General features: G+C 71.4%; 19 protein-coding genes and 1 pseudogene. 3 read left to right on the forward strand and 17 right to left on the reverse strand.

Annotated elements, in window-relative coordinates:
- Window positions 1-191 precede the first annotated feature (191 nt).
- Genes KUM38_RS40540 through KUM38_RS40550 form a run of 3 tightly spaced genes read right to left on the reverse strand, consistent with a single transcriptional unit; the run spans window position 192 to window position 2,724 of the window.
- Window positions 192-653, reverse strand: a complete 462-nt coding sequence (locus tag KUM38_RS40540; protein ID WP_217137151.1) for a hypothetical protein — start codon at window positions 651-653, stop codon at window positions 192-194.
- A gap of 5 nt (window positions 654-658) precedes the next feature.
- Window positions 659-1,234 (reverse strand): RNA polymerase sigma factor, encoded by a 576-nt coding sequence (locus tag KUM38_RS40545; RefSeq protein ID WP_217137152.1) that lies wholly within the window; start codon window positions 1,232-1,234, stop codon window positions 659-661.
- A gap of 59 nt (window positions 1,235-1,293) precedes the next feature.
- On the reverse strand, window positions 1,294-2,724 hold the full coding sequence (locus tag KUM38_RS40550) for a S8/S53 family peptidase (protein ID WP_217137153.1): 1,431 nt from the start codon (window positions 2,722-2,724) through the stop codon (window positions 1,294-1,296).
- A gap of 166 nt (window positions 2,725-2,890) precedes the next feature.
- Here KUM38_RS40550 and KUM38_RS40555 point away from each other — a divergent pair, with 166 nt between their 5' ends.
- Window positions 2,891-5,464 carry a CHAT domain-containing protein gene (locus KUM38_RS40555; RefSeq protein ID WP_217137180.1) on the forward strand — a complete coding sequence of 858 codons (2,574 nt, stop codon included), beginning with the start codon at window positions 2,891-2,893 and terminating at the stop codon, window positions 5,462-5,464.
- Window positions 5,465-5,522: 58 nt separating this feature from the next.
- On the opposite strand, the gene KUM38_RS40560 is transcribed toward KUM38_RS40555, so the two are convergent.
- Window positions 5,523-7,226 carry a LuxR family transcriptional regulator gene (locus KUM38_RS40560; RefSeq protein WP_217137154.1) on the reverse strand — a complete coding sequence of 568 codons (1,704 nt, stop codon included), beginning with the start codon at window positions 7,224-7,226 and terminating at the stop codon, window positions 5,523-5,525.
- Between the two features lie 95 nt (window positions 7,227-7,321).
- Here KUM38_RS40560 and KUM38_RS40565 point away from each other — a divergent pair, with 95 nt between their 5' ends.
- Window positions 7,322-8,404 carry a hypothetical protein gene (locus tag KUM38_RS40565; RefSeq protein WP_217137155.1) on the forward strand — a complete coding sequence of 361 codons (1,083 nt, stop codon included), beginning with the start codon at window positions 7,322-7,324 and terminating at the stop codon, window positions 8,402-8,404.
- 747 nt (window positions 8,405-9,151) lie between these two features.
- A complete protein-coding gene (locus KUM38_RS40570) occupies window positions 9,152-10,282 on the forward strand; it encodes a hypothetical protein (protein WP_217137156.1) in 1,131 nt (376 codons plus the stop codon).
- A gap of 13 nt (window positions 10,283-10,295) precedes the next feature.
- Here the strand turns inward: KUM38_RS40570 and KUM38_RS40575 are convergent, their stop codons facing one another.
- The 13 genes and pseudogenes from KUM38_RS40575 to KUM38_RS40635 all read right to left on the reverse strand — a co-directional run bounded on the left by KUM38_RS40575 (window position 10,296) and on the right by KUM38_RS40635 (window position 24,486).
- The gene (locus KUM38_RS40575; RefSeq protein ID WP_217137157.1) at window positions 10,296-11,735 is read right to left on the reverse strand and encodes a Yip1 family protein; all 1,440 of its coding nucleotides are present in this window, start codon (window positions 11,733-11,735) and stop codon (window positions 10,296-10,298) included.
- 813 nt (window positions 11,736-12,548) lie between these two features.
- The gene (locus KUM38_RS40580) at window positions 12,549-13,451 is read right to left on the reverse strand and encodes a glutathione S-transferase C-terminal domain-containing protein (RefSeq protein ID WP_217137158.1); all 903 of its coding nucleotides are present in this window, start codon (window positions 13,449-13,451) and stop codon (window positions 12,549-12,551) included.
- A gap of 490 nt (window positions 13,452-13,941) precedes the next feature.
- Window positions 13,942-14,399: pseudogene (locus KUM38_RS40585) on the reverse strand (TauD/TfdA dioxygenase family protein); the annotation flags it as partial.
- 26 nt (window positions 14,400-14,425) lie between these two features.
- Window positions 14,426-15,592 carry an LLM class flavin-dependent oxidoreductase gene (locus KUM38_RS40590; RefSeq protein WP_217137159.1) on the reverse strand — a complete coding sequence of 389 codons (1,167 nt, stop codon included), beginning with the start codon at window positions 15,590-15,592 and terminating at the stop codon, window positions 14,426-14,428.
- 71 nt (window positions 15,593-15,663) lie between these two features.
- Window positions 15,664-16,221 (reverse strand): NADPH-dependent FMN reductase, encoded by a 558-nt coding sequence (gene ssuE / locus KUM38_RS40595; RefSeq protein WP_217137160.1) that lies wholly within the window; start codon window positions 16,219-16,221, stop codon window positions 15,664-15,666.
- 162 nt (window positions 16,222-16,383) lie between these two features.
- Complete coding sequence (locus KUM38_RS40600) at window positions 16,384-17,760, reverse strand: NtaA/DmoA family FMN-dependent monooxygenase (RefSeq protein WP_217137161.1); 1,377 nt, start codon at window positions 17,758-17,760, stop codon at window positions 16,384-16,386.
- Window positions 17,761-17,780: 20 nt separating this feature from the next.
- Window positions 17,781-18,980 (reverse strand): LLM class flavin-dependent oxidoreductase, encoded by a 1,200-nt coding sequence (locus tag KUM38_RS40605; protein WP_217137162.1) that lies wholly within the window; start codon window positions 18,978-18,980, stop codon window positions 17,781-17,783.
- Between the two features lie 69 nt (window positions 18,981-19,049).
- Window positions 19,050-20,033 (reverse strand): ABC transporter substrate-binding protein, encoded by a 984-nt coding sequence (locus KUM38_RS40610; RefSeq protein WP_217137163.1) that lies wholly within the window; start codon window positions 20,031-20,033, stop codon window positions 19,050-19,052.
- A 39-nt stretch (window positions 20,034-20,072) separates the two neighbouring features.
- Window positions 20,073-20,837: an amino acid ABC transporter ATP-binding protein gene (locus tag KUM38_RS40615; protein ID WP_302181350.1), complete on the reverse strand. Its 765-nt coding sequence runs from the start codon at window positions 20,835-20,837 to the stop codon at window positions 20,073-20,075.
- A complete protein-coding gene (locus tag KUM38_RS40620; RefSeq protein WP_217137164.1) occupies window positions 20,834-21,856 on the reverse strand; it encodes an amino acid ABC transporter permease in 1,023 nt (340 codons plus the stop codon). The genes KUM38_RS40615 and KUM38_RS40620 overlap by 4 nt, the downstream gene beginning before the upstream one ends.
- 19 nt (window positions 21,857-21,875) lie before the next feature.
- Entirely contained in the window at window positions 21,876-22,796 is a 921-nt protein-coding gene (locus KUM38_RS40625; protein ID WP_254398504.1) for an ABC transporter substrate-binding protein, read from the reverse strand.
- 35 nt (window positions 22,797-22,831) lie between these two features.
- Complete coding sequence (locus tag KUM38_RS40630) at window positions 22,832-23,362, reverse strand: GNAT family N-acetyltransferase (protein WP_217137166.1); 531 nt, start codon at window positions 23,360-23,362, stop codon at window positions 22,832-22,834.
- Window positions 23,359-24,486, reverse strand: a complete 1,128-nt coding sequence (locus KUM38_RS40635; protein WP_217137167.1) for an LLM class flavin-dependent oxidoreductase — start codon at window positions 24,484-24,486, stop codon at window positions 23,359-23,361. Before KUM38_RS40635 ends, KUM38_RS40630 begins: the two co-directional genes overlap by 4 nt.
- Window positions 24,487-24,752: the final 266 nt, after the last annotated feature.

Here is a 24,752-nt window from a genome sequence, read left to right on the forward strand (position 1 = left end):
CCGGCGTTCGAGGAGCGGGGGTCCGGGGGCAGCGCCCCCGGGGGGACGGGGACGGGAACGGGAAGGGGCGGCGGGGGCGATGAACCCGGCCCCCGCGCAACAGCGGCTGCCCACCCGCCGCGCAGTGCCCTCGAAGGGCCGGGAGTCCGTGGGCGGGCCCGGTCGGACCCCCGGTTCCAGGCCCGGCGGGGTCATGCGCGGAGCCACTCCGTGACGACCACGTCGTCGTCGGTGCGCAGGCGCAGGGCGAAGGGGCCGGAGGGCGGGGTGGCGGTGGTGAAGCGGCCCAGGTCGTCGGTGGTGAGCGGGACGGTGGTCTGCGGGCCGCCGAGCACCTCGACGCGGGCCGGCCGGGGCGGCAGCACCTGGCCCATCAGGCCCTCCGCGGTCACCTCGACGTCCAGCGTCACCTCACCGGCGGTGAAGGTGAGCATGCGCGGCACGTCCGTGGCGCCCCTGACCGGGATGGCGTCGACCAGCGAGTCGAAGGTCAGCTCGGCCACGCGGGCGTCGAGGTCGTGCAGCGCGTAGGCGTCGACGGCGATCTGCAGCAGGGCGGGAGGCAGCGGGTCCAGGACGGCTGCCGCCTGCCGGAGTTCCTCCTCCAGCAGCCCGTCGTCGAAGTCCGCGTCGAATCCCGCGTCGTCGGTCATGTCGTTCACATCGTCCCCCGTGCCTCGAGCCGGGCCCGCAGCCGGCGCAGACAGCGCTGGCGCAGCGGCCCGATGCTGCCCACCGCGATGTCGAGCGCGGCGGACACCTCCTGATAACTGGGCGGCGGCGAGGCGATCAGCACCCGCAGCAACTGCCTGCACCGCTCGCCCAGTTCCTCGAACTCCTGCCACAGCCGTCGCACGCGTTCGCTCTGCGCCGCGGCCTCCTCCGCCTCCAGCAGCGACTGCTCCGGCGCACCGTCCTCGCTGACCCGGTCCAGCAGCTGCGGATCGTCCGTCAGCATCAGCCGTCGCGCGTTCCTGTGCACCTTCAGGCACTCGTGCCGCGCGGTACTGGCCAGCCAGGAGCCCGTCTTGTCGGGTTCCCGGATCCGCCCCAGGTGCTGGGCGAAACGGAACCACACGGTCTGGTAGACCTCGTGCGCGTCGGCGTCGGAGAGCCGGTGCGCGCGCACCACGGACCACACCAGTGGGCCCAGCCCTTCCACGATCGCCTTCCAGGCCGCCGCGTCGCCGTCGACAGCGGACCGGACCAACGCGCCGACTTCACTACGCTCCACGGTCCCACCCCTCGTGTACGGCACGTCATCGTACGCCGTGGAGGGGAGGACTCCGGTCCTCATGCCCGTGCCGAGGGTGGTGAGACCTGCACGGGGCGCCAAGTGGGCGGAAGGAGCGCGGGGACGTGCGCCCCGCGCACTTGCGCGTACTCGGTGGTGGCGTCGAGCAGTTGCCGGCGGGCCTTGCGCGGGTCGGTCTCCGCCTGCGCGGTCATGTGGGCGGCGACCATGCCGACGGCGACGGGGGTGGCGAACGAGGTTCCGCTCCACTGGGCGAGCCCCTCGAACATCACCTGGTCCGGCTTGCCGGAGCCGCCGTCCTCGCTCAACACGCCGGTGTGGCGCGGGTGGTGACACGTACAGGTGTACGTGAAGCCGTAGCGGCAGGCGTCGTAGGTGGAGTGCTGGTACACGTACGGGACGGGCGTGTCGAAGCCGGTGAGGGCGCTGGTGAGGCGCTCGCCGGGGGCGTAGGCCTTCACCCAGCCGCCGTGGTTGCTGAAGCAGGCGCCGAACTCGCCGTCCCCGCGCAGCGCGCCGACGGACAGCACGACGTTCTCGTAGCCGGGCAGATCGGCGTAGGCGGCGGGCCAGAAGGGCGTGGCGCTGCCGTTGTTGCCGGCGGCGGCGACCAGCAGGGTGGGCCGCTCGCGCAGCTCCCGCATGAAGGCGTCGACGCCGAGGAGTCCGTCGGTGCGGCCGTTGGAGGTGCCGGCGGAGAGGCTGATGACGTCGGGCCAGCCGCCCTGGTCGACGGCCTCGAAGAGCTTCTCGCCGAACTCGGACTCCAGGACCGCGCCCGCGTCGTTCAGCGTGCCCCGGACGGTGATGTCGGTGTTGGGGGCGACGGCGGCGACGAGTCCGGCGATGAACGTGCCGTGCCCGCAGTACTGCTTCAGGACGCCGTCCTCCCCGCACTCCTCGGCCTGGGCGTCGCCGTGGGTGTGGGCGAGCGGCGGGTAGGAGCGGTGGTCGTGCATGAGGCCGGTGTCGATGACGAGCACGCCGACGGCGGTGTCCGGGTCGTGCGCGGCGTCGGCGGCGGCCGGGTTGGGCTGCCCGCCGCGCGGTACGGGCACGGGCTCGTCGCCCGGGCAGGCGTTGACCGCGATCGACACCACGTGGTTGCGGCTGATCAGCCGGCGTCCGGCACGGCCCTCGGCCGCCGACAGCGCGCGCAGCGCTCCCGCGACCGCCGGGTCGCCGCTGCCGTCGCCCTGGCCGGGGTCGGCGACCCGGATGCGGGTGATGCCGGAGCGGTTGGTCTCCGGGCTCGTCCGGCGCACCTGGTCCGGGGTGAGGCCGGCGAACGTGGTGAAGTGCTGTCGCACGGTGTCCTCGACGACGCGGGCCTCTTCGCCGTCGCGGGCGAGGACGACGCCCTTCTCGTAGAGGAACTCGCCCGCGTCGTCCGGCCCCATCGCCAGGGGGACGTCGGGCATCGAGCGCTGGATCTGTGCGAACTGCTCACGGAATCGCTGTGGTGCCATGGCGTGTCCTCCACTGGTGCGACGGCGGCCGGTGCCGCGGAGCTGTCGTGTATGCAGAGCCGTGGAGCGGGCGTTTGATACAACGTCATACCTGTGAGGCGTGGTTGCGGACCACTACCATCGTGGGGTGACAGCCGGAAGCGACACGGTGCTGGAACTGCTGCCGATGGTGTTCGCCGCCCCGGGGGAGGCGCTGGCGAGGGCGGAAGAGGTGCTGGGCGACCGTCCGCCGCCCCTGCACGCCTCCGTCGCCCATCAGGTGATCGGCATCTGGCAGCGGGACTTCGGCGACATGCGGCTGGCCCTGGCGCATCTGCGCCGGGCCCGGGCCTGGGCGGCGCGCGCGGACTCGGCCGAGCGCGAGGCCGACGTCCTCGCCACGCTCGGGGTCGCGCTGGTGCACGCGGGGCGCACCCGGCAGGGCATGGACGCGCTGGGGCGCGGCGTCGAGCGCGGCACCGGGCACACCCGCGCGCGGGTGCTGTTCCGCCGGGCGTACTCGTGGTGGGTGCTGGGCCATCACAAGGAGGCACTGGAGGACGTACGGCGGGCCATTCCCGTACTGCGGCAGGCCGACGACGTGATCTGGACGGCGCGGGCACTGACCCTGCGGGCGACGGTGCACCTGGCGCTGGGTTCGGTGGAGCGGGCGAACGCCGACTTCACGGCGGCCGAGGCGCTGTGGGACACCACCGGCCAGGAGCACGACAAGGCGGACGCGGTGGAGAGCCGGGGGCTGGCCGCGTTCCGCGCGGGCGACGTCCCGGCGGCGCTGCGGCTGCTCGACGAGGCGGAGGAGCGGTACGCCAAGCTCGGCACGCCGACGTTCATGCTGAACATCCGGCGCTGCGAGGTGCTGATGGCGGCCGGTCTCGCCGCGGAGGCACTGGCCGAGGCGGACGCGGCGCTGCGGGCGCTGGACGGGATCGGCGGGCAGTCCACGCGCAGGGCGGAGCTGCTGCTGGCCGCCGCGCGGGCGGCCCGGCTGGCCGACGAGCCGGGGACCGCGATCGCCCGCGCGGCGCTCGCGGTGCGGCTGTTCGCGGGGCAGCGGCGCACCTGGTGGGAGACGCACGCGCGGCTGGTGCTGATCGGGGCCCGGCACGCGGCCGGGCGCGGTTCGGGCCGGCTGGTCGCGGACGCGGCGGCGGTGGCGGAGAAGCTGGCCGCGCTCGGTGCCCCGGCCGCCCCGGAGGCGTCCCTGCTCGCCGGCCGGATCGCGCTGGAGCTGGGCTGGACGGCGGACGCGGAGCGGCATCTCGCGGTCGCCGCGCGGAGCAGACACGGCGGGCCGCCGCTCGCGCGGATGACGGGCTGGGCGGCGCAGGCGCTGCGCGCCCGGGCCGCCGGTTCCGCGCGGGGCGTGCTGGAGGCCTGCCGGCGCGGTCTCGACGTGCTCGACGACCACCGGATGACGCTGGGCGCCTCGGAGCTGCGGGCCCGCGCCACCGCGCAGGGCGCGGAGCTGGCCGCGCTCGCGCAGAAGGCCAGTCTGGTCTCGGGCGGGCCACGGCGGCTGCTGGTGTGGAGCGAACGCTGGCGGGCCACCGCGCTGTCCGCACCGCCCACCCGGCCGCCCGCCGACCCGGCGCTGCTCAGCGGCATGACCGCCTACCGGGAGATCGCCGCCCGCGCGGAGGAGGCCCGCATGGAGGGCAGGCCCGTGCCGGCGCTGGAGCGGGAACAGCGGCGGCTGGAGCGGGAGATCCGTTCCCGGACGCTGCACATGCGCGGCGAGGCCCCCGGCGACGAGGACGGCTTCGACGTCGGCCGGCTGCTCGCGCGGCTGGGCGACAGCGACGACGGACAGCTGGTGGAACTGGCCGTGCTCGACGGACGGGTGCAGGTGCTGCTGTGCGGGCAGGGCAGGGTGCGGCGGTTCGAGGCCGGGCTGCTGGCGGCGGCGGAGACCGAGGCCGAGCACGTGCAGGCGGGGCTGCGGCGGCTGGCCCATCCGGGGGCGCAGGCGCGGCTGCCGGTGGTGGAGGCCGCGGGCCGCCGGCTGGAGGAGCTGCTGCTCGGTCCGGCCGCGGCACATCTCGGTGACGGCCCGGTGGTGATCGTGCCGCCGGGACGGCTGCACCGGGTGCCGTGGGCGCTGCTGCCCTCGCTGCGGGAGCGGGTGCTGAGCGTGTCGCCGTCGGCGAGCAGCTGGCTGCGCGCGAAGGAGACGGCGCCGCCGCCCGGGGAACGCCAGGTGCTGGTGCGCGGTCCGGGTCTCGCGACGGGTGGCGCGGAGGTGCCCGAGCTGGCCGGCCGCTACGGCGGTGCGACCGTCCTGGAGTACGACGACGCGACGGTGCCGCGCGTGCTGCGGGAGCTGGACGGGGCGGGGCTGGCGCACATCGCCGCGCACGGCACGTTCCGTGCGGACGGCCCGCTGTTCTCGTCCCTGCGGATGGCCGACGGACCGCTGATCGTGCACGACTTCGAGCGGCTGGACCGCAGCCCGTACCGCATCATCCTGTCCTGCTGCGACACCGCGCGGTTCGCCACGGTGGGCGCCGACGAACTCCTCGGTCTGGTCACGGCGTTGCTGCCGCTGGGCACGGCGGGGGTGGTGGCGTGCAGCGCCCCCGTCAACGACGCGGCGGTCGTCCCCCTCATGGTGGCCCTCCACAAGGCCCTCGACACCGGCCTCTCCTTGGCGGAGGCCTTGCGCGATGCCCGTGCCGGCCTCCCGGCCGACGCGCTGCACCGGGCCACGGGCTGGGCCTTCACCGCCTTCGGGGCGGCGTGACCCCGCCGTGGGCGGCTGCGGGTGGCCGGTGGCTGGTCGCGCCCACCCGCAGCCGCTGTCAGGCGATCTGCCGGGGCACGGTGGCGCCCAGCCGGGTGTACGCCCCGTACAGGTGATTTCCGACCGTGCGAACGGAAAGGGTGAGGCGTTCCGCGATCTGGCGGTTGCTCAGCCCCTCCGCGGCCAGCGTGACGATCTGCCGTTGGCGTGCGGTGAGTTCACCGAAGGCAAGGCCCGCGAGCGCCGGCGTGCGGGCGTCCTCGCAGCGGCGGGCGAGAGCGGCCGCACGCGTGCGCGCGGTGCGGGCGGCGTGCGGTTCCCGGTGGGCGGAGACGGCCTGCGCGTGCGCCTCCGCGGCGAACAGCAGGAAGCCCCGCCGCTCGAACTCCTCGCCCACCCGGTCCAGTGCGGGCCCGTCGGCCCGCGCGAGGGCGTCGGCGTGGTCGGCGAAGACGCCGGTGAGCCGGCCGGCGGCCCGTTCGGGGGTGCCGAGGCGTACGGCGTCGTACGGGTCGCCGTACGCCTCCGGGGTCCCCTCCGCGAGGGTGAGTTCGGTGCGGCAGGCCGGGTCGGCGGGGGCGGTGCGCAGGCCCTCGCGCGCCCATGCGGCCGCCTCCCGCAGTGCGCCGCGCAGCCGCGCGTACCGGGCGCGCAGGGCCGCGTACCCGGCCGGGACCGGCGCCCCCTCGCCCACCAGCCAGTCTCCGACGGGGGCCGGGACCGCCGCCACGTCGGCCCGTCCGATCCGCCGGGTCAGTTCCGCCGACTCGGCCTCCAGGGCGGGGGCGCAGTCCCCGGATGTGCGGGCGAGCCGGCGGGCGCGCAGCCGGCCGGCGGCGGCTCGGAGGAGCGGGCCGTGCAGGGGGTGGGCGAGGCGGACACCGCCGTGGTCGTCGACGTGGACCAGGCCCGCGGTCTCCAGGCGTTCCAGGACGGTGAGGTCGAGGTCGTCGCCGTCGAGCGGCAGGGGTTCGGCGAAGGCGAGGCGGTCGAGCGTCTCGCGCTCCTCGGGGCGGGCGCGGTCCAGGAGGTGGGCGGTGCGTTCGCGTACGGCCGGGGTCAGGGGCAGCGGGCCGCGCCATTCCCAGGTGCCCGGTGCCCCGGTGGGCCGGCCGTGTTCGCGTACCGCGTCCAGGAGGTCCCGCAGCAGCCGCAGATCCCCGTCGCACAGCCGGTGCAGCCGGTTCGCGGTGAGCGGCTCCGGGGTGGGGTCCGTGCCCGCCGCGAGCAGTCGCGCGGTGTCCTCCCGGGGCAGCGGCGGCAGGGCGAGCCGGGGCAGCAGTTCCCCGGTCCACAGCCGGGACACGGCGGCGGGCACCGGCTCGCCGTCGGCGACGACGACCAGCAGCCGGGTGCGTCCGTGCACGGCGAGCTGGTGGAGCAGGGCGGCGGAGGCGTCGTCGAGCAGATGGGCGTCGTCGACGAACAGCGTGCGCACACCGGAGAGCTGCCGCAGGGCGTGGTGCAGGGTGACGGGTTCGGGCAGCAGCGGGGCGAAGGCGGCGAAGGGCAGGTGCCGGGTCCCCGGCGTCCCGGTGACACGGGCGCAGTCGGTGCCCCGCACCGCCTCGGTGACGAGCCGGGTCTTGCCCCGTCCCGCCGGTCCGGTCACCACGAGCCCGCGCCCCGGGCCGGTCAGCGAGCGCCGTACCAGGTCGAGTTCGTCCTCCCGGCCGGTGAACGGCCAGGGCGGCCGAAGGGTCGTCGCCTCCTTCCCGTTCGGCTCGTACGGCCCGGTGGCATCCCGTCGCGAAGTCGTCACGAGAACAGGAGCACGGCTACTCAAGCCTGATACAGGGCCACTTGAGCAGACCCCGACTCAGGCGCCCGGCCGCACCGCACGGCAGTCTGTGATCCATGACCGCCCGCCACTGCTCGCTGCCGCCGCAGCCGGCCCCCGCGTATCCGCCGGGCCTGGCCGCCGAGCGGCTCGGCGCGCTGATCGGCGGGCGGCGGCTGTGGGTCAACGGCACCGTGCTGCACTACTGCTTCTCCGGCGACACCGCGGGGTCGGAGATCGCCGTTCCCGGAACCGGGCGGACCCGGTGGGTTTCGTGGGGCGGGGCCGAGGAGCAGCAGGACGTCGTGCGCGAGTGCTTCGAGGAGTGGCGGGGGCTCGGGCTGGGCCTGACGTTCACCGAGGTCCGCGACCGCACCGAGGCGGAGCTGCGCATCGGGTTCCAGCTCGGTGACGGCACCTGGTCGGCCGTGGGCAGGGACGCTCTCCGCGTCGGTGTGCACGAGCGCACCATGAACTTCGGCTGGGACCTGACCGCGCCGGGGGAACGCGCCACCGCCCTGCACCAGATCGGGCACGCGCTGGGCATGCTGCACGAGCACCAGAGCCCGTACGCCGGTATCCACTGGGACGACGAGGCCGTGTACGCCGAGCTGGCGGGCCCGCCGAACCACTGGAGCCGGGACAGGACCTACCACAACATCCTGCGCAGGCTCGGCCCGGACGAGGTCAACGGCTCCGTCTGGGACCCGCAGTCGATCATGCAGTACGCGTTGCCGCCGGGGCTGATCCTGGAGCCGGAGCAGTACCACGGGGGTGTGTACCCTCCCGGCACCCTCTCCCCCGCCGACAAGGAGTTCGTGCTCCGCCGGTACCCGCCGGCCGATCCGCCGCGGCCACCCCCGCTGGTGCCGTTCCGTTCGGTGCCGCTGGGTCTGGGCCCCGGTGAGCAGGCGGACTTCCGTATCGATCCGCCGGAGACCCGCGACTACACGGTGGGCACCTTCGGCGAGGCCGACCGGGTCGTCGTGCTCTTCGAGGAGCGGGACGGGGAGCCCCGCTTCCTCGCCGGCCACGACGACGGGGGAACCGCGCACAACGCGGCCATCGCGGCCCGGCTGGTCAAGGGCCGCCGCTATTACGTCCGTGTCCGCCTGTACTCCGCGTGGGGTCCGGGCGAGACGGCGGTCATGTGCTGGTGACGGCACACGACGGCCGCCCGCGGGGATCCGAGCCACAGTCCGGCGCCGGGGGAGCGGCCGGGGACGTCGCCTTCGGGGGAGGGCGGCGTCCCCGGCCCACGCCACGCCTGGTGTCCACACGGTATCCGTGCGGCCGGCGATGACCGCGGCCGAGCCCTGCGGCGAGGGGCGCACGGCATCGACGACGGGGTGTGCGGGAGGGTTCCGGCGGGCGTCGGCGGCAGCGAGGCCCCGCGTTGCGGGGCGTGCCGTGCGGGTGAAGAGTGGAATTACATCGGTCCCATATCGCCCGATTCACATGTCAATCTCTCCGCAGCGCCGCCCGCAAAAGGGCAGATCGCGTGAGAGGGACTCAATACGAGGCCAACCGCATCTGGAATCCTCATGGCCACAACCACCCGGCGACATGTATCACGCGCTGTCAGCGCATCCGTCGTGGCTGCGACGCTCGCGTTTCCCGCAGGTCTGACGGCTGCCGCGGCAGCATCTCACGCCGGCGACGGAATCACGGCGGGAATACCCGCCCAGACAACGCCTCCTCCGGCCACCCCGACGGCAGAGCCGACGCCCACGGAGCCTCCGCCGACGGAACCGACGGAACCGACGGGACCGACAGAACCAACGGGGCCGACGGAACCGACAGAGCCGACGGAACCGGGCGACACCTCGCCGAGTGATACGCAGAAGACGGACGGAACACCGGACCCCGACCAATCACCCGAACCCGGGGAGGATTCGCCTCCGCCGATGCCCGATCCCGTCACGGGCCAGGAGAAAGAAATTGAAAAAGTAACTGAAGAACTGAATCAGAAAATGACGGAAGCTCCTGAAGAACTGACGTCGAGCGTGACGCGACTGACTGACCTCCTGGAGACGGTGGGAGCCCCGGATGTGCCACCGCAGGAGAGGGAAGGAGTCATCGAGAGCGCACAGGACATCGCTGCCGCACTGGATGTGATCAATGACCCCGGAACACCCGCCGAGGTGCGGGAAAAGCTGATCGGGGTCGTGAAACGGATGATTTCCGCGTTGGACGCGGTCAGCGACCCGAGCGTTCCGGCCGAGGAGCGGGCCGTGACCATCCTGACCGTGCAGAGGTGTACCTCCGTCCTGGACCTGATCGGCGCCTCCGGGACGCCGCAGGAGCCGAGGGAGCATCTGGTCAACAGCATCAACCAGGTGTACCAGGTCCTGGTGCCGGACGAAGGCTCGTACCCGGGTGAAAGCTCGGCGAAGAGGGGGAGCAGCGCCGCGCGGCAGCCCCGCCAGGACGCGGCGACGATAGGCGTGGCGCTGGAGACCACCGGCCGGTCCGAGACGTCCGAGGGGAATCGGATCGGTCTCGCGCAGACCGCGGACGAAGCCAGTTCCTCACTGCAGGACAGCAGCGATCCCACGGTGTCGGACGAGGACCGGGAAGAAGCTCGGAGAGAGGCGGACGAACAGCTCGCCCGGTTGAACGAGCAACTGAAGAAGGTCGCCCTGGCCCAGGGTCTGCCGGATGCGCCGCTCGGTGAGTCGGCCGAAGTCTGCACCAATGCCATCTTCGCATCCGTCTCCGAGCGCAGTCTCACCCAGGCCCTCGAGGAAATGATTCCCGCACGCTGGAACAGCGAAGGGGTGAAGGACTACTGGAAGGCCAGGGAATCCGGGTCCGACGCCCTCGATGTCCAGGCCCAGTTGCAGAACAACACGTACGACAACGCCCCGATCGAAGTCGCACAGCTCATCACGGGGCTCGACCACGTCGTACCGGCGGACCAGCTGTTCGGCACCGTCGGCGTTCCGGGTCTTCACTGCCTGCAGTCGGCTCGGCACCTCGACCGGCAGGGGGTGGAGGCCGAGACATGGCTCCAGATGGCCGAGGAGGAGGCGTAGGGACTCGCCCCGGTCAGTCTCCGACCGCTCTCAGCAGTTCCGCGACGGGAACCGCCGTGTCGGCGTAAGCCGTCGAGACGTCATACCGTTCCACGTCCCTCCTCTCTTCCGAGCCCTCGACCCCGCCCTCGAAGTGGAACGACGAAATGGAATACATGGGAGTTCCTCCGGGGGACCAGACCGCCGTCACATAACGCGGCTTGCGCGTCACATTGACAAGATTGTTGTTGTGCCGCACCCTGCCGTGGTAATAGAGCTCTTCTCCACATTTTTCCGGAGGGCAGTAGTACCGGCCTTCCCTCTTGTCCCACGAGCGGTGTGCGCGCCGGAACTGAGTCACGTCGATTTTCCCCCGGTCCTTCCTCATGTACGTGATCTGCAGGTCGACGTTTACCGTGTCGAACTCGGAATCCACCGGGATCTGGACCACGCGCTCCATGGCGTACTCCTGCCCGACGTCGAGCGAGTAACCCGGGTGATAGAGACGCCCGCTGCTCACTTTGGTGAATCTCAACCGGTTGACGTAGCGTTCGGCGTCCTCCTCACGCTTCTCGTCCAGACTCGTTCTCCACTCCTTGAGCCGGTCCTCGCCCCCAGAGGGTTCGGCGACCCTGCCGTACACGGTGAAGTTGTTGTTGATGATGTAGACCGGGATCCCTCCGTCGTTCTTCATGTAAAACTTCAGCGGGACGTGTACGAACGGATGCCTGGGGTCGGCCTGCGGCTCGCCGAATTCTGCCTTCAGGACGAAGTGCGTAGGTGCTGCCGCGGGCTGGTACATGGTTGAGTACGCCAGGCTCACGGCGGTCAGGACCGCTGTGGCGACCACTCCGGCCGCAAACGTCTTCGGTCGCGGGGTCCCCTCCCACGCCTTCTCCCGCACGAGGAGCCAGAGCGCCCACAGGGACCATCCCAGGAGAGGCATGAAAACCAGCAGATAAGGCGTGTATTCTTTTTCGTCGAACCATATCAACAGCAGAAGACCGTCGGTGGCGAACGCGATAAGCACCCCCAGCAGGGCGACCGCCCCGGAAATTCTGTGCTGTCGCCTCCTCCAGTAGTCGAACATCGCGATCACCGCTGCGCCCTGCACCACAGCGGACAGAACAATCAGGGACCCGGTTATTCGTTGCGCGAAAGTGAGGGCGCCAAGGGCGTCCGGCCATCCGATCACCATGTTCAGGACCATGGAAGCGAGCATTCCCGCCACCATCAGCACGAGGATCGTGCGCCTTCGCCCGGCGCGGTCGGGCCATTCCCCGCTGTCTCCCCCGCGCCAGTACACGGACGCCGGGTCCTCCAGGTCCATGTCCTTCGGATAACCGAGGCGACCGAGTATTTCCCGCAGCTGGGTCAGTGACCAGGCACCGCCCACCGTCTTACCGCCTACGACGACCCGGCGGAGCCCCCGGTGGTCCGGAGCCTCGACTATCACCCATGGACGGATACTCATGGCCCCAGGCTCACGCCCGGGCCGGCACCCCGCATGCGGGGCTCCTCCGATCGGCGGCCCCAGAACGACCGAGGGCCCTGCCTCGCCGAAGCGAGACAGGGCCCCGAGCAGGGCCTGCTGCCCGTCGCACGTCGGGACGACAGGATGTGAACCTGCGACCCCTTGACCCCCAGGAGCGCGGGCTACAAGGACTATCTGGCTGAACCGCCCATTTCCAGGGCAGATACCGTGCGCTTCGCGGTGTCAAGTTCGGCATCGCGCATGCCGTTTGGTCCCCAACTGGTCCCCATGACGCAGGCCAGGTTTCAGTCCCACAGCCAGCTCCCAGGGCTCTGTCAGTGGCCGACGTCACCGTGAGAGATCAGCCGGATCGGTTCGTGGCCTCGGAGGGTGGCAGGCGTGGGTGACGTGGAGTGGCCGAGAGATCCACGGGCCTACGGACAGGCCGTCGCCGCCCTGGTCAGCTGCATGCACCCGCGGCTCCTGCGCGTCGATGGATCAGGCGGCGATGGCGGCAGAGACGCACAGCTCACGGATCCCGACGGGCTCCACGTCTTCGTACCGATCGACCTCAGCCCGACCGAGGAGAAGTGGTTCAGCGGCCTTCAGCAGCGGTCCTCGTGTCCCCTTTCGTGGCGCGGGGCCGCCTGGATCAAGGCCCGACCGGCCGAGCACCCGGCTGTGCGCCGGTTCTGTCTCGCTGGCCATCACGCGGAGCTGGGGCACCTGCTTCAGGAGATCGCACGGAGCCACATCTCGCCCATTGACACGGCGCAACGCTGCCGCTCACGCGGCCGGCGTGGGAGTTCCCCCTCATCCCTGGGGGCAGCCTGTCTGCCGGACCGGATCCAGGGGCCCGCGTGGGGCCTGCACCGTATGCTCCGGTGCCCAGTCCAGGATCCTCACCGCCGCGCCCGCCGCTTCCCGGCCACGGCAGTGCGCGTGGTGTCGTAGCGCGATGCCGTTCAGATCGAGATGCGCGGCGAAGGCGGGGTGTTCCGCGAGACGGCGGGCGTATGCCCACAGGTGCGGGTGGTCGGTGATGCGGTGCACCGCGCCGGCGTCCAGGTGCCAGCGGTGGACGGTGTCCAGTTGCAGCAGCGTCACCCACAGCTGGACGTCGGCGGCTGTCAGCTGGTCACCCAGCACGTAGGGCCGGCGGACCAGGGCTCGTTCGACCGAGTCCAGTCCCTGGAAAAGCGTTTCCAGTGCCCTGTCGCGTGTGCCGCAGTCGGTGGCGGCCTTTCCGGCCAACTGGGCGGCTGCGGTGATGTCCCGCTCGCAGAGCCGCTCGACGGCGTGGATCGCGCCATGGGAACCGGGCGGGTGGAGGGCGACGCCGAGGCTGCCGCCGAAGTGCCGGACCAGGTCGCTGAGGATGTCCGGGGTGTGCGTAGTGACGATCCGTCCCGTCCAGTCGTCGCTGAGCACCGGGGCCGTTGCCGGTCCGGGATACCGATGCGCGCTCGCCTCGTACAGCGGGCGCAGAGCCAGGTGTCCGCCGTCCGGCCCGTCAGGCACGGCCGGCAGTGGCTCTACGGGGAGGGTGTCGTCCAGGCTGAGCAGGCTGTGTGTGATCGCGATCCGGAGACAGTGTGGGCAGGCGAGTGCGAGGTGGAGCCGGTAGCGGCGGGGCGCGGCGTGGTAGCCGCTGCGGGCGTCACGACCGATCCTGCCGCGGAGGGAGGGGACGGCTGTCGGGTGGGTGGCGGGCATTACGTCTCCCTGGAGCGCTTGGTCCGGTAGCCCGGTCCGGAGCATCCGGCGGCGTCGGCGGGTGCGTGTCCGGAGCTGCGGAGCATCGGAGGGCCGGCCGCCGGCCCGTGGCACGGGTCCGGGTCCGGGTCCGGTGGAAGAGGGAATCAGGCGCCGTGGGCTGCCGGGGCGTGGGCGGTTCGGCGGTGTGCGGCCGACGCGCTGCACACGCGCAGCAGATCGATGTGGCGGCGGCTGGTCAGCAGAGGCAGGGATGCCGGTGCGAGGAGACCTTCGTCGGGGTCCCGCGCCGAACGGCCCATACCATCCCTACCTTTTCACTGGGGATTCCACTCCGGAGTGTGCGGCTGCTCCACCGTCGCGTCAAGAGCGCGTACTGCGGACACTCCACCGCCCGGTGCGGACGCCGGGTTCGCGTCGGCACCGGGCGGTTCCACCAGCCCCCCGGGCCACCGGTCCGTGGGGGAGACGCATCGGACCGGTCGACGGATCACGCGCGCGCGACAGCTCCGTCCGTCGAGGCGCCGGAGGCGACGCCGTACCCGGGCTCCAGCACCGTCTCGGGGAGAGCAGCACCGAGCGGCGGCCGTCCACGCCGGCCGGGGCGCCGCCGTCGATGGTGGCACGGCGCAGGGTGCGCTCGTGGTCGTCGGAATCGTCCACGCCGTAGTGCTGCGTGGCGCGGTCGTCCCAGAGGGCGACATCGCCGGCCCGCCACTGCCGGCGCACGGTGTTCTCCGGGCGCTCCACGTGCGACTGGAACACGCCGATCAGCGCGCGGGGGTCGGCGCCGCTGAAGCCGGTGAGCTTCTGCAGGAAGTCGCCGAGGATCAGGCTGCGTTCACCGGTTTCGGGGTGGACCCGCACGACGGGGTACTCGGTGCGGAACCTGGTCGGTGTGAAGACCTTGCGGTGCTGTTCCAACGCCTCGGAGAGGGCGTCCGGGCGTCTCGTCGAGTCGCCCACCGCGTGGGTCATCGCGGCCTCGCGACGTCCGCGAGAGCCACCTGTGCCGCTGACGACGACGCGACCACGCCGGGGTGGAACGGGTGGGTCCACAGACCCTGTGCCCGAAGCCTCGGCAGGACGCCCTCGCCGAACCAGTACGCCTCCTCCAGATGCGGATAGCCGGAGAGGACGAACTCGTCGATGCCGAGTCGGTGGTATTCGGCGATCCGTGCGGCGACCTCGTCGTGACTGCCGACCAGCGCGGTGCCCGCGCCACCCCGCACCAGCCCGATCCCGGCCCACAGGTTGGGATGGATCTCCAGGTCGTCCCGGCTCCCTCCGTGCAGGTCCAGCATGCGCCGCTGTCCCTCGGACTCGCTTCGGGCGAGGCCGGCCTGCACGGCCCGTACGGTCCCCGCGTCGAAGCCTTCGAGGAGCCGGTTCGCCTCGGCCCACGCCTGCTCGGAGGTGTCGCGGGTGATGACGTGGAGGCGGATGCCGAAGCGGATACGGCGGCCTTCCCTGTCGGCCAGCGCCCTGATCCAGGCGATCTTCTCGGCGACGGCGGCGGGTGGCTCGCCCCAGGTGAGGTAGACGTCCGCATGGCGTGCCGCGACCTCGCCGGCGATGGGTGAGGAGCCGCCGAAGTACACCTCGGGTACGGGGTCGGGCAGCCGGGCGAGCCGGGCGTCCTCGACCTGGAGGTGTTCACCTCGCAGGTCGACGGTCCCGCCCTCCCACAACCCGCGTACGACCTCCAGGAACTCTCCGGTACGGCGATACCGGGCGTCCTTGTCGAGGAAGTCGCCGTACGCCCGTTGCTCGCGGCTCTCACCGCCCGTGACCACGTTCAGCAGGAGCCGCCCACCGGTCTGCCTCTGGAAGGTGGACGCCATCTGCGCGGCCAGGGTCGGCGAGACGAATCCCGGGCGGAAGGCGACCAGGAACTTCAGGCGCTCGGTGTGCTGGCTGACCATGGCGGTGGTCAGCCAGGCGTCCTCGCACCAGGCGCCGGTCGGGGTGAGCGCGCCGACGAAGCCCAGGTCCTCGGCGGCGCGGGCGATCTGGGTGAGATAGGCGACGGTGGGCGGCCGGTCCCGGCCGGACGACGTGGCGGGGGTGCCATGACCGCCGCCGACGACGTGGCGGCTGTCTCCGTTGGTGGGAAGGAACCAGTGGAACGTGAGGGGCACCTGGGTCTCCGATCAGGGACGCACTCGGAACGGTGCGGGAGGACTGGGCAAGGGGGTCACGCACGCAACGCTCATCCGGTGGCCGCCAGCAGGGTCGTACGGCCACCCAGCGCTGCGGAGAAGAGGTCCGACACCTGCGCCAGGGGCTCGGCCGCGCTCGGCGCGAGGGTCAGTGCGCCGTCGTCGCCTCCGGTGATGTCCTTGTCGAGCGTGAACCAGCCGGGGACGATGTGCGAGGCGCCCATGGAGCTCAGCACGGGGCGCAGGGCGTAGTCGATGGCCAGGACGTGGGCGGTGCTGCCGCCGGTGGCCAGAGGGAGGACGGTCTTGCCCTCCAACGCGTACTGCGGGAGCAGGTCGAGCAGCGACTTCAGCAGCCCGGAGTAGGCGGCCTTGTAGACGGGGGTGCCGATCACGACCCCGTCCGCCCGGTCGAACAGGGCGGTGGCCTCGACGATCGCGGGGTGCCGGAAATCGGCACCGAGCAGCGCGTCGGCGGGGAGGGTGCGGACGTCGAGCGCGATCACCTCGTGCCCCTGCGCGATGAGCCGCTCGTCCAGGTGACGCAGCAGCCGGGCGGTGCGGGAGGTGGCGGAGGGACTTCCGGAGACGGAGAGGACGGTGGCCATGGTGGGTGAACCTTTCAGGAGTACCGGGCGGGGTGGGCGGTTCGCCCGGTGACGAGGTGACGGCCGGGGTCGGGGTCGTCGAGCTCGTCGGGCGAGGAGGTCATGCCTTCCGTGGTGGGGAGGAGCGGCCCCGGCGGTGCCACTGCACGGGGCAGGCGGACTTCACGACGCCGCCCGTTGCTCGCCGCGTGCGTCGTCGGGGTGGGCGAGGCCGAGCTGGTGCCGCAGGGTCGGGCCCTCGTACTCCGCGCGGAAGACGCCCCGTTCCTGGAGGAGGGGGACCACCTTGTCCGCGAAGACGTCCAGGCCGCCCGGTGTGATGTGGGGGACGAGGATGAAGCCGTCGGAAGCGTCGGCCTGCACGAAGTGGTTGATGTTCCTGGCGACGGTCTCCGGGGAGCCCACGAAGTTCTGGCGGTTGCCGGTGTTGATGACGAGATCGCGGATGGACCAGTTGTTGGCCGCGGCGAGCTCGCGCCATTCTCGGGCCGTGGCCAGCGGGTCGCGGTACATCCGTACCTGGGCACGGCCCTCGGCGATGTGGTGGTCGCCGACGTCCGGGTCGATGTCGGGAAGCGGCCCCTCCGGGTCGTACGACGACAGGTCCCGGTTCCAGACGAACTCCAGGTGCCTGAGGGCGGTGGCACCGCTGACCTGCCGGCGGCGCACCTCCTGTGCCAGTTCCTCCGCCTCCGCGTCGGTGTCGCCGAGCACGAAGGTGGCGGCGGGCAGGACGAGGAGCTCGTCGGGGCGGCGGCCGTACGTGGCGAGGCGGTGCTTGACGTCGGTGTAGAACGCCTGGCCCGCCTCCAGGGTGGCGTGCCGGCTGAAGATCGCGTCGGCGCCCGCCGCGGCGAACTCACGGCCCTCGTCGGAGTCGCCCGCCTGGAAGATCACCGGGCGCCCCTGTGGGGAGCGCGGGACGTTGAACCGGCCGTGGATGTCGAAGTGCTGCCCCGTGTGGACGAAGGAACCGGCCTTCGCATCCCGCAGGAAGGTGCCGGTGGCCTGGTCGGCGACGATCTCGTCGCCGTGCCAGGAGTCGAGGAGTTCGTTCGCCGTGGCGAGGAACTCCTTGGCACGGCTGTAGCGCTCCTCCTGCGGGAGGAAGCCGCCGCGACGGAAGTTCTCGCCGGTGAAGGCGTCCCAGGAGGTGACCACGTTCCAGGCTGCGCGGCCGCCGGAGAGGTGGTCGAGGCTGGCGAACTGACGGGCGACCTCGTAGGGCTCGTTGAAGGTGGAGTTGATGGTGCCGGTCAGCCCGAGGCGCTCGGTGACGGCGGCGAGCGCGGCCAGGACGGTGAAGGTGTCGGGGCGGCCGACGACGTCCAGGTCGTAGATCTTTCCGCCCTGTTCGCGCAGTCTGAGCCCCTCGGCCAGGAACAGGAAGTCGAACTTGGCACGTTCGGCGGTCTGCGCGAAGTGCACGAACGAACCGAAGTCGATATGACTGCCGGCCTCCGGGTCGCTCCACACGGTGGTGTTGTTGACGCCCGGGAAGTGGGCGGCCAGGTGGATCCGCTTCAGCGGCTTGCTCATGACGGTCGCGTCCTTCCGGCTCAGGCGGCGTAGCGGTTGGCGGGCCGGGCCAGTCCCAGCAGCCCGCGCAGGGTGTCGGCCTCGTAGGCGAGGCGGAAGGCTCCCCTGCGCTGGAGTTCGGGGACCAGGCTCCGGGTGATCGCCGGAAGGTCGTGCCCCAGGACGGCGGGACGCAGCCGGTAGCCGGTGAGGCCGGCCGACCGCCACTCCAGGAGCAGATCGGCGAGTGCGGCGGGTGTGCCGGTGAAGACGCGGGCGTCGCTCGTGTACGGCTCACCCGCGAGGGCATCGAGCCGCTCACGTCGGGCCGCCGCGGCACCGGGGTCGTCGTCGAGGAGGACCACGAGATCGGCGAAGACGTGCAGCGGCTGTCCGGCGCGGCCGGCCGCTTCCTGCTCGGCACGGATCTCCGCGACGATCGCGCGGGCCTGCCCGCGGTCGTGCGGGGTGACGTAGCCGACGTCGGCCTGCCGGGCGACCAGCCGGTACGGCACGGTCCGGTGGGCGAGGGCGGTGACGACGGGCTGGCCCTGCGGCGGGCGGGGGGTGATGGACGGACCTCTGACGCTGAAGTACCTCCCCTTGAAGTCGATGTGGTGCAGCTTGTCCCGGTCGACGAACCGACCGGTGGCCACGTCCCGGATCTCCGCGTCGTCCTCCCAGCTGTCCCAGAGGCGACGTACGACCTCGACGTGGTCGGCGGCCTCGTCGAAGAGGTCGGTCATCACCTCTCGCGCGGCCGGGCTGTCGTAGGCGTCGATGCGGGGGATCGTGCGGCGGCCGAAGTGCGCGGCCTCGTTCGGGCGCGCGGTGATCTGCGCGCGCAGACCGGCCCGGCCGTTGCTGACGTGGTCGAGCGTGGCGATCGCCTTGGAGAGATGGAAGGGCTCCGTGTGGGTGACGACCGCGGTCGGGACCAGGCCGATGTGCCGGGTGAGGGGCGCGACCCGGGCCGCTGTCTGGACGGCGTCCAGGCGGCCGCGGACCTGGTCGGTGCGGTCGTCCGGTTCGAGGAAGTGGGAGGACTGCGGGCCGAGACCGTCCTCGATGGTCACGAAGTCGAGCAGCCCGCGCTCGGCCTCGGTGACCAGATCGGCCCAGTAGCCGGCGGTGAAGAGCTCCTGGGGGCGGGCGGTGGGCTCTCGCCAGGAGGCCGGGTGCCAGCCGGTGCCGTCCAGGGCGACGGCGAGGTGCAGCGGGGTGGAAGGGGCTGAGGACACGAGTGGGTACCTTCCTGGCAGGAGGCCGGTGCGCGGGGACGGGCGGCGGCCGGACGACCGCCGGTGGGGCTACTTGTCGGTCCTCGGCAGGCCGGGCGGGTTGATCTCCGACTTCGTCACGGCCTCGTCGGTCAGGCCCCAGCGCTCGAGCACCTTCGCGTACGTTCCGTTGTCGATGACATGGTTGAGCGCGTCGGCGAGCGGCTCGACCAGGCCGCTGTCCTTCTTGGTGGTGGCCGCGATCAGTCCCTGGAGGGTGGCGCCGGCGCCGGAGTAGGTGCCGACGACCTCGGTCTTCCCGGTGGTGGCCGCGTGGTGAGCGGCGGTCGGGTTGGGGCCGAGGTAGAGGTCGATGCGGCCGGACCGGAGGGCGAGGTAGGTGTCGCTGTCGTTCTGGTAGTACTTGATGTCCACCGGCTCGCGGCCGGCCTTCTCGTTCTCCTTGCTCCACTCGATCAGCAGCTTCTCCTGGTTGGTGCCGCTCTGGACGGCGACCGTCCTGCCCGCCACGTTCTCCGGCCCGGTGACCTTCAGGCCGCTGCCCTTCTTCGCCTCGAAGCCCAGGTTGTCCTCGCGGTAGGTGGCGAAGTCGTACTTCTCCTTGCGCTCCTCGGTGACCGTGATGTTGCTGAAGCCGACGTCGTACTTGGCGCTGTCCAGGCCGACGAAGACGTTCTCCCAGGAGACCGTGTTGATGTGCGGTTCGAGGCCGAGCACGTCGGCGACCAAGTACGCGATGTCGGACTCGACACCGATGACGGTCTTGTCGTCGGTGGCGTAGAAGGTCAGCGGTGCCGCGGAGCCGGAGGACTGGACGAGCTCCAGCGTTCCTCTCTCGCGGATCCTCTCCGGGACCTCGGCGGCTATGGAGTCGACCTTGCCGGTGGTGACGCGGTGCTGCTGCGGACTCAGGTTGATCTTCGTACCGGCGCCCTTGGTGGCCGCGACCTCGGTGGTGCCGCCGTCGGAGGGGTTGCCGCAGGCGGCAAGGACGAGGGCGGAGGCGAGTCCGAGCGCGGCAGCGGCGGTACGGCGGGGAATCGAGAGGGACACGGTCGGGCTCCTTGCGAAGGGAAACGGGGTGAAGTGCGGTCAGAGGACTTTGGAGAGGAAGGCGCGGGTGCGCTCGTGCTGTGGGGCGTCGAGTACGGCTGCGGGCGGGCCCTGCTCCACGACGACGCCGCCGTCCATGAACACCACGGTGTCGGCGACCTCGCGGGCGAAGCCGATCTCGTGGGTGACGACGATCATGGTGGTTCCGGTGCGGGCCAGGTCCTTGATGACGTCGAGGACTTCGCCGACGAGTTCCGGGTCCAGTGCCGAGGTGGGCTCGTCGAAGAGCAGCACCTTCGGTTCGAGGGCGAGTGCGCGGGCGATGGCCACGCGCTGCTGCTGGCCGCCGGAGAGCTGCTGCGGATAGGCGTCGGCCTTGTCGGCGAGGCCGACTCGCTCCAGCAGGCGACGGGCGGTCTCCGTCGCCTCCTTGCGCGGGCGGCGCAGGGCGGAGACGGGGGCCTCGACGAGGTTGTCCAGCACGGTCAGGTGCGGGAAGAGGTTGAAGTTCTGGAACACGAATCCGATGTGGGTGCGCTGCTTCAGAATCTCTTTCTCCTTCAGCTCGTACAGCTTGCCGCCGGAGCGGCGGTAGCCGATGAGCTCGCCGTCGATGCTGATCCAGCCGCGGTCGACCTTCTCCAGGTGGTTGATGGTGCGCAGCAGCGTGGACTTTCCGGAGCCGGACGGGCCGAGGACGACGGTGACCTCGCCGGCGCGGACCTGGAGGTCGGCACCGCGGAGCACCTCCAGCGGTCCGAAACTCTTGTGGACGTCGTGGACGTCCACCATCACCTCGCTCATCGGCTGTCTCCCGAGTGCTTCAGGGGTATGACGGGCTGGTTGGGCCGCGCTGCCGCCGTGCGCAGGTCGCGGACGAAGCGCCGGGCGCGCTGGAGTGGCGTGGGTGGCGGAGTGCGGTTGGTTCCCCGGGCGAAGTGCCGTTCCACGTAGTACTGGGCGGCCGACAGCAGCGAGGTCAGTACGACGTACCAGGCGGTGGCGACGAGCAGCAGCGGGATCACCCGGCCGTTGCGGCCGTAGATGACCTGTACCTGGTAGAAGAGTTCGCCGATGGCCATCACATAGACCACCGAGGTGCCCTTGAGCAGGCCGATGATCTCGTTGCCGGCGGTGGGCAGGATGGCGCGCATCGCCTGGGGCAGCACGATCCGGCGGATCTGCCGCAGCCGGGGGATGCCCAGGGCCGCGGCGGCCTCCACCTGTCCGTGGTCGACGGAGATGACGCCACCGCGCACGACCTCGGCGGCGTAGGCGGCCTGGTGCAGCGTCAGTCCGATGACGGCGGCGCCGATGGTGCCGATGAGGCTGTTGCTGTCGACGGACCAGAACACCGGACCGAAGGGGATGCCGATGCCCAGTTCCTCGTAGAGCGCGCTCAGGTTGAACCAGAACACGAGTTGGACGATCATCGGGATGGACCGGAAGATCCAGACGTAGGTCCAGGCGACGGTCTGCAGCACGGGGCTGCGGGACAGTCGCATGAAGGCCAGGACGGTGCCGAGGACGAATCCCAGCACGGTGGCGTAGGCGGTGAGCTGGAGGGTGACCCAGACCGCCTGGACGATCGTCTCGGACAGGATGTAGTCGCGGAAGACCCCCCATTCCCAGACGGGATTGGTGGCCAGACCGTGCACGAACTGGGCGGCCGGCACGATCACGGCGACGGCCGCCGCCCATCGGGCGTAGTGGCGGGCGGGGACGACCGTGAGCGAGGTCGGATCGTCCGGGGCGGGCGGGGCGTGGGGGCCGCCGGACGGTACGGCCGAGGCCGACGGCGTGGTGCCGGTGATGAGGTTCATGGTGGAGGTTCCCGCCTGCTCACGTGTGTTCGGGCGGGTTGACCCGCGACGTCTCGATCGCGGAGGCGGAGGTGCCCCACTTCTTGAGGATCCGGGCGTACGTACCGTCCTTGATCAGCTCGTTGACCGCGGCCTGGAACGCCTTGGTGAGCGGAGAGCCCTTCTTGAAGGTGAAGCCGACGTCGAGGCGGTGGAACTCGCCGAGGAACGTGGTGTGCGCGGCGGGCTGTGACGCCTGGTACCGCAGGCCGTTGATGGTCGACATGATCACGTCGATCCGGCCCTGCTGGAGCGCGGTGACGGTCGCCCCGTTCTCCGAGTAGACCTTCACGTCGTAGGGCTTCTTGCCGGCCTTCTCGCACACCCCCTTGTTCGCGTCCAGTGTCGCCTCGAAGGTGGTCCCGGCGCCGATGCCCACCGTGCGCCCGCACAGCTGGACCAGGTCCGTGACCTTCTTGCCGAAGGACGTGTCCCCCTCCTTCACCGCGAAGCCCTGGCCGTCGTCGATGTAGGTGACGAAGTCGATGGTCTTCAGGCGCTCGGCGGTGACTCCGAAGTTGCCGGTCCCGAAGTCGTACTTGCCGCTGCGCAGGGCGGGCAGGATCGTCTCGAAAGAAGCGTCCTGGCGTTCCAGTTCGATACCGAGGACCTTGGCGACGGCGTCGGCGATGTCGATGTCCTGGCCCTCGGGCCGCTTGTCCGATCCGTTCGGGTAGTACGCCGCGGGCGGGGCGGCGACGGAGCTGCCGACCCGGAGTGTGCCCGACTTCCGCACGTCTGCGGGGAGCAGGGCGGCGATGGAGTCCACCTTGCGTACGCCGGCGACCGGGTCGTCGGTCGGCGCGGGAGAGTTCCGCGCGCCGGCCGCGGCGGTGTGGTCGGGGTCGCCGGAGCCGCACGCGGTCAGGAGCAGCAGGGGCACAAGGGCGGCAGTGGCCAAGGCGGGGCGCAGACTGCCGCGGAGGGCGGGTGGCTTCACAGGTCGGTGGCCTTTCCGGTGCGGGGTGCGACAGTGAGGTGCTTCTCGAAGGGCAGGGGGCCGATGGCTTCCGGGTCCGCCTCCGGGTCGAACAGCGGTGTGTAGCCGGTGGCGAGGTACAAACCGAGAGCCTCGGGCTGGCGTGGGCCTGTGGTCAGGTAGATCCGCCGGTAGCCGCGCATGCCCGCTTCGTGCTCCAGTTCGGCGACGACTCGGCGAGCCAGGCCGCGACGCCGGTGGGCGGAGTGGGTCCAGATCCGCTTCAGCTCGGCCGTCTTCACGTCGTACCGGCGGAAGGCCCCGCCCGCGACCGGCTCACCACCCGCCAGGAGCAGAAGCAGCACTCCGCCGTGCGGGGCGGTGAACTCCTCGTCCGGGTAGCGTGCGAGTTCGGTGTGGGCGTCGCTGCCGTACCGGGTGGAGTACTCGTGGCCGAGTTCGCGCAGCAGCGGTGTCACACGCGGGTCGGAGACGGGCACGTGGACGACCGTGAGATCGGGGAGCGAAGCTCGGACGACGGAACTCACTCGCCCACCGCCGCCAGGCTCCGCGGACCACGCGCCGCCCGGACCGCGTCGCGCTTGGCGACCTCCTCGCGGACGATCGGGATCACGTACCGGCCGAAGTCGATCGCGTCGCCCAGCAGGTCGTAGCCGCGGGCGGACAGGATGTCGACGCCGAGATCGTAGTAGTCGAGGAGCGCCTGGGCCACGGTCTCGGGAGTGCCGACCAGGGCGTTGGAGTTGCCCGCGCCGCCGGTGGCGGCGGCGGTCGGGGTCCACAGGGCTCGGTCGTAGCGCTCCCCCGCCTCGGCGATGGCGATCAGCCGCTGCGATCCCGTGTTCTGCGGGACGCCGCTTCGACGGTGCCGCACGAGTCCCTTCTCGCGCCGTTCCCGGATGGCACCGACCGTACGGTGGGCCTTCTCCCAGGCCAGCTCCTCGGTCGGGGCGATGATCGGGCGGAACGCCACCTGGATCCGCGGGAGGTCGGTACGGCCCGCGGCCTTCGCCGCGTTCCTCACCGCCTCCATCTGCTCGGCGGTCCTCGCCAGCGGCTCGCCCCACAGGCAGTAGATGTCGGCTTCCGCTCCTCCGGCGGCGTAGGCGGCGGGCGACGATCCACCGAACGAGACGTTCGGACGGGGCTGCTGGACGGGGAAGACATCGCTCACGAAGTCGTGGAAGCGGTAGTACTCGCCCTCGTGATCGAACGGTTCGTGAGTGGTCCAGATCTTCTTCACGATCCGGATGTACTCGCGCGTGCGGGCGTATCGCTCGTCCTTGGTCAGGGTGTCGCCCTCACGCCCCTGTTCGTGGTCGTCGCCGCCGGTGATGAAGTGCACGGTCAGCCGTCCTTCGCTGATCCGGTCGAGGGTGGCGAAGGTCTTGGCGGCGAAGGTGGGGTAGGAGACGTTGGGCCGGTGGGCCAGCAGGATCTGGAGGCGTTCCAGCCGGCCGGCGAGATAGGCGGCGGCCGGGGCCGGATCGGGCGAGCCGGAACCGTAGGCGAACAGCACCCGGTCCCAGCCGTGTTCCTCGTGTGCCCGGGCGAGGCGGAGTGTGTACTCCTTGTCGAAGGCGGCACCGGAACGGGGCGTGGTTTCGGAGCCGTTGTGGGTGGCGGCGATGCCGAGGAACTCCACGGGCATGGCAAGGACCTTTCGGAACGAAGTCGCGTGCGGGCACGGCGGAGCAGCCCGCCGGGTACGCGGAACGAGGGCCGTCGGGACGACGGGTGACTACAGGTGTGACGACGCCGGTACGTCGGGAGAGGCAGTGCCGCGGCAGCTCACGCAGGGACGGATTCCGGCCCGCAACGGGTCACCGAAGGAGGGAAAGGGCCGGTCCTGCGGCCTGCTGCCGAGTCAGACGCAACACGCGGCGGACCACACCCGACCGAAGTCGATGTGGTCGC

The sequence above is a fragment of the Streptomyces sp. AC558_RSS880 genome (genome assembly GCF_019049255.1).
Lineage (GTDB): Bacteria > Actinomycetota > Actinomycetes > Streptomycetales > Streptomycetaceae > Streptomyces.